Raw genomic sequence first — 4,704 nt, forward strand, 5'->3', positions numbered from 1 at the left:
TACCCTCACTCACTGCTCCTTGTGCAAAAAGTTATTAACTGACTGATTCACCACAGAGGTTAAGAGACGCTGCGCTGGTGAGAAATAATAAAGACCGCGTCAGCAAGCTTAACGCCTACGGTAGTCAAAGGCGCTAGGTACTAGGATTAGCCCGCAGACCGTTGCTCGAAGCACTTTTTATCTTCTCCGTGCAGCGAAGCGCCTCAGTGGCCCTCGGTGGTAAAAGTGGTTTTAAGATAATCACGGCTAAAGCCAGTTCCTACGACAGTAAAAGGAGCTAGGTGCTAGGGTTAGCTCGTCGCTCGAAGCCAACAGCTTTTGCCCCCTCATTTACCCTCACTCACTGCTCCTTGTGCAAAAAGTTATTAACTGACTGATTCACCACAGAGGTTAAGAGACGCTGCGCTGGTGAGAAATAATAAAGACCGCGTCAGCAAGCTTAACGCCTACGGTAGTAAAAAGAACTAGGTACTAGGGTGTATTCCGCAGACCGTCGCTCGAAGCACTTTTTATCTTCTCCGTGCAGCGAAGCGCCTCAGTGGCCCTCCGTGGTAAAAGTGGTTTTAAGATAATCACGGCTAAAGCCAGTTCCTACGACAGTAAAAGGAGCTAGGTGCTAGGGTGAGCCCGCAGACCGTCGCTCGAAGCCAACAGCTTTTGCCTTCCCATTTCCCTCATTCACTGCTCATTGTGCAAAAAGTTATTAACTGACTGATTCACCACAGAGGTTAAGAGACGCTGCGCTGGTGAGAAATAATAAAGACCGCGTCAGCAAGCTTAACGCCTACGGTAGTAAAAGGAGTTAGGTGCTAGGGAAGTGACTAGGTTCTAGGGTGTGCCTGCAGACTGTCGCTCGAAACACTTTTTTTCTTCTCCGTGCAGCGAAGTGCCTCAGTGGCCCTCGGTGGTAAAAGTGGTTTTAAGATAATCACGGCTAAAGCCAGTTCCTACGGTAGTAAAAAGAGCTAGGTGCTAGCTTTAGAGAAAGAATATAAAGACCGCGTCAGCAAGCTTAACGCCTACGGTAGTAAAAGGAGCTTGGTGCTAGGGTGTATTCCGCAGCCCGTTGCTCGAAGCACTTTTTTTCTTCTCCGTGCAGCGAAGTGCCTCAGTGGCACTCGGTGGTAAAAGTGGTTTTAAGATAATCACGGCTAAAGCCAGTTCCTACCACAGTAAAAGGAGCTTGGTGCTAGGGTGTATTCCGTAGCACCAAACCCGAAACCGGTTTATAGGTCGCGAGGTAAACTCGCGGCTACAATTTTTAAATTATTTTGATAACCCTGTCACCAGAATATTTACTCAACAATGACCGTATTCTTTACGAGCAAATTGTTTAGTTACCATGCAATATCACCCAACGGTGGCTAAGGTAAATGATCTGCGTGGAATTAATGGGGCCAAAAAGTATTTTCCAATATTTGTAATGCTTTAAATATTAAGACGTTGTTCAGATATATTTGGTTATTATAAACGCTCACTCCTGTTGATATCCCTAACGACTTTAAGTTGTTTAAGCAGTTTGGCCAGCTCTTCTTAGAGCTGGTTTTTTTTGCCTGTTTTTACTGGCTTCATTTTCTTCCACTACAGCAAAGCAGCAATTACCCAGCATATTGCTGTTAAAATAACCTCGAAAAATCAACGCGGCCTAGTTACTCATAGGTAGTCATGTTACAGTTTCAGTAATTTACTTAGCACTTTAATTTATCGACTAGGCAGTAGTATGCGTCATTATTTTGTATCAATTTTACTTCTTTTTGCCACTTTTGTGGCAGCTCAGGCACAGGCTGAAGAGTCTCGCGCTGCACCCAGCCCACAACAGCAACAACAGGCACTCAAAAAACTTCAAGAGCCGATGTATAGACCCTTGATGGAACGCTATATTCTTGATGAACTCAAAGCGGTACGCCAAGATCAGCAAAAACTACGTGAAGACGTTACCAAACAAGTCACTCATGCTCAGCTTGATACCGCTGACCGCGCACTGACTTACACCACTGATACAATTAATAATGTATTTTTTATCATCACTGCCACAGCCTCTATTTTGGTACTGGTTGGTTGGAACTCGTTACGTGATGTAAAAAACAAAGTCGAAGATATTGTAAATACCCGTGTCAGCGTGATCACCAATGAATACGAAGCACGTTTGAATACATTTGAAGAAAAGCTACGCGAGCGCTCTGAAGAAATCTTAAGTAACCAACAAAAAATATCTGTGACCAATGAAGTCCACTCTTTATGGATGCGTGCAAATTTAGAAAGCGATATAGCCAATAAGATCGAAATATTTGATGAGATTTTAAAACGTAAACCCGAAGATGTTGAAGCTATCGCTTACAAAGCCGATGCATTACTAGAGCTTAATGAAACAGCTCAGGCGATAGAGTTGTGTAACCAAGCCTTGGATATAGACAGTGACTATGGCTACGCTTATTGGCAACGTGCATGTGCTTATGCGTTGACTCATAAACACGCTGATGCGTTGGCCGATATAAAAATGTCGTTGGAGTATTCACCAAACTTACGTAATGAGCTATTACATGAAAGTGCATTTGCCAGTTTGCACGACAACAGCAGCTTTAATGCGATTGTATCTGGCGACTTAACGTTCTAAAAAGCTTTCGATTGCTTGAGTGAGCAGTTCGTCGAGTTGCTCTTCAAACTCATCTTTGTTGGTTTTAAAATGCGCAAGATAAGCCTGCGCATGCTGATCAGACAACAGCCGAGCATTAATACTGTATTCGCGCTCGGCTTTAGTTTTATCAAACCGCGGGGTAAAATGATAAAGGGCAAAATAAGGGGCGACCAATTGCTGATTAGCATAATCACAGAAACGCTCAATGGTTTGTGCTCCCGTTGGCCCTAAACAGCCTGGCTCTACACGATAAAGTAACTGAATTTTTTTATCATCACTAATTTGCATGCTAGTCGCGGCCCCTTTATCTGCCTATAAACAATCTGCTTATTAATACTCTATCTAAAAAAGAGTACTTTGGTTATTTTGCCATTTTCAACTTGATAGCTAGAGATTAACTCTCCGCGCTTATCAACTACATTTGGATCTGTTGAACAGGTTTCTGAAAGTTCATGATCGATAACGATATTACCGTGCACAATACGTTTAATTGGGGATGATTTTATACACTTTAATTTTTTAAACATTATTCCGTAACGGGCAATCAGTTTTTCTTTGCCCTTAAAAAGTAACTCGTTTGGAAAGGCATAAAACTCTACATTTTCATCATACATACTAATAAATGCATCGATGTTTCTGGCATTATACGCCTTAATTAATTGCTCAATAACGGCTAACGATTCGCGTGACTGTTTAGCTTTAACTTGTTGTTTGAGTGTTAGCGCTTCTTTAGCTTGGATCACCGCTTGCTCTGCTTGTGCGACAGCAAGCTGTTTTTCTTGTTGTGTTTTAGGAAGTTCAGCAGGTTTTGCCGCTTCAGTACCAAGTACCTTACTGGTATCAACTTCAGGCTCGCTTGGTTTGCTGGTGTCTGTTTTAATTGGCTGTGTTGGTTCAACGTTTACAGGCTCAGCTGATTGCTTATTTTCTGGCGTTAAGGTGATCACCGCTGGGCTATCTTGTAGTTCAGCCTCAGTTGATTTTGTTGGGGCTTTACTCTGCACTGATTTTTCTTCGCCAGTGCTAGTGTCAGTCGTTTTTACTGCAGCAGGCAATTTAGCTGCTGTTGTTTCAGTTTTAGTCTGTGGTTCAACTACATCAGCTGCAGTTGCTAATAACTGCCACGGAAATAGCAAACTTACTAAAAAAAATAACGGTTTCATACTGTTCCTGAGTAATTTAAGAAACTCTAAAATAACAAAATTTACCGGATCGCGATAGCTTTTTACCAATACTGCTCAACGGTGATTTGCCCAGGCTCCCTACGACGATTGCGAGTGTAGCCTTGCTCGGTTAATAATGCGCTGGTGTCTTTAACCATTTGTGGATTACCACAGATCATAAATTGACTATTTTGCGGGCTAACTGCGCTATCACAATGCTTAAATAAGGTGCCATCGGCGATTCGGTCAGTAATACGCCCATCTAAGCCGACAGTTGCCTGCTCGCGACTCACTACGGGCAGATAACTCAATTGCGGATACTGCTGCTGTAACTGCGCAATTTTTGCTTGATAACTTAAATCTGCATTCAAACGCACACCATGCACTAAGGTAACGTGCTTAAATTGCTGCCACACATCAGGCTGCTCTAAAATGGATAAAAACGGCCCAATTGCGGTTCCGGTGCTAAGCATAAATAACTGTTCACTGGCGGGGATTTCATCAATAGTAAAAAATCCACTGGCGCGGCTTTCAATCATCACCGTATCGCCGGGTTTAAGCTTGGCTAATTGTTGTGATAATAAGCCATCTGCCACGTTAATAAGATAAAACTCTAAATCGGGAGAGCTTGGTGCATTTACGTAAGAGTAAGCCCGTGCAATACGTTTTTCATCCATCATCATAGAAAGCTTAGTAAACTGTCCTGCTTTAAACGGCTCCACATCGGCATTCACAATTAAACTAAATAACGTATCAGTCCACCAAACAATATCTTTAACACTTGCCTCAACCCAATTAGACACAATTAACACTCCTTAATTATTGCTTTGTATAACAGTGGCAAGAGTGCACAGCATTGTCAATGTTTGCGAGTTTGCGAGTTTGCGAGTTTGCGAGTTTGCGAGT

General features: G+C 42.7%; 4 protein-coding genes. 1 reads left to right on the forward strand and 3 read right to left on the reverse strand.

Annotated elements, in window-relative coordinates; genetic code table 11:
• Positions 1-1,720 precede the first annotated feature (1,720 nt).
• Positions 1,721-2,614 carry a TPR end-of-group domain-containing protein gene (locus tag H5163_RS13245; RefSeq protein WP_145238782.1) on the forward strand — a complete coding sequence of 298 codons (894 nt, stop codon included), beginning with the start codon at positions 1,721-1,723 and terminating at the stop codon, positions 2,612-2,614.
• On the opposite strand, the gene H5163_RS13250 is transcribed toward H5163_RS13245, so the two are convergent.
• From H5163_RS13250 to H5163_RS13260, 3 genes are all read right to left on the reverse strand, one after another.
• Positions 2,603-2,923 carry a hypothetical protein gene (locus H5163_RS13250; protein ID WP_145238785.1) on the reverse strand — a complete coding sequence of 107 codons (321 nt, stop codon included), beginning with the start codon at positions 2,921-2,923 and terminating at the stop codon, positions 2,603-2,605. The genes H5163_RS13245 and H5163_RS13250 overlap by 12 nt on opposite strands.
• Before the next feature lie 50 nt (positions 2,924-2,973).
• The gene (locus H5163_RS13255; protein WP_145238789.1) at positions 2,974-3,798 is read right to left on the reverse strand and encodes a nuclear transport factor 2 family protein; all 825 of its coding nucleotides are present in this window, start codon (positions 3,796-3,798) and stop codon (positions 2,974-2,976) included.
• 62 nt (positions 3,799-3,860) lie between these two features.
• Positions 3,861-4,601, reverse strand: a complete 741-nt coding sequence (locus H5163_RS13260; protein WP_182735338.1) for a ferredoxin--NADP reductase — start codon at positions 4,599-4,601, stop codon at positions 3,861-3,863.
• Between the last annotated feature and the right edge of the window lie 103 nt (positions 4,602-4,704).

It is taken from the genome of Pseudoalteromonas sp. SG44-8, from assembly GCF_014164125.1.
In the GTDB taxonomy this organism is placed as follows: Bacteria; Pseudomonadota; Gammaproteobacteria; order Enterobacterales; family Alteromonadaceae; genus Pseudoalteromonas; species Pseudoalteromonas rhizosphaerae.

What these genes read in the sequence shown, in the direction of transcription:
- H5163_RS13245 (WP_145238782.1), top strand. Translation starts at nt 1,721, where the DNA reads ATGCGTCATTATTTTGTATCAATTTTACTTCTTTTTGCCACTTTTGTG.
- H5163_RS13250 (WP_145238785.1), bottom strand. Translation starts at nt 2,923, where the DNA reads ATGCAAATTAGTGATGATAAAAAAATTCAGTTACTTTATCGTGTAGAG.
- H5163_RS13255 (WP_145238789.1), bottom strand. Translation starts at nt 3,798, where the DNA reads ATGAAACCGTTATTTTTTTTAGTAAGTTTGCTATTTCCGTGGCAGTTA.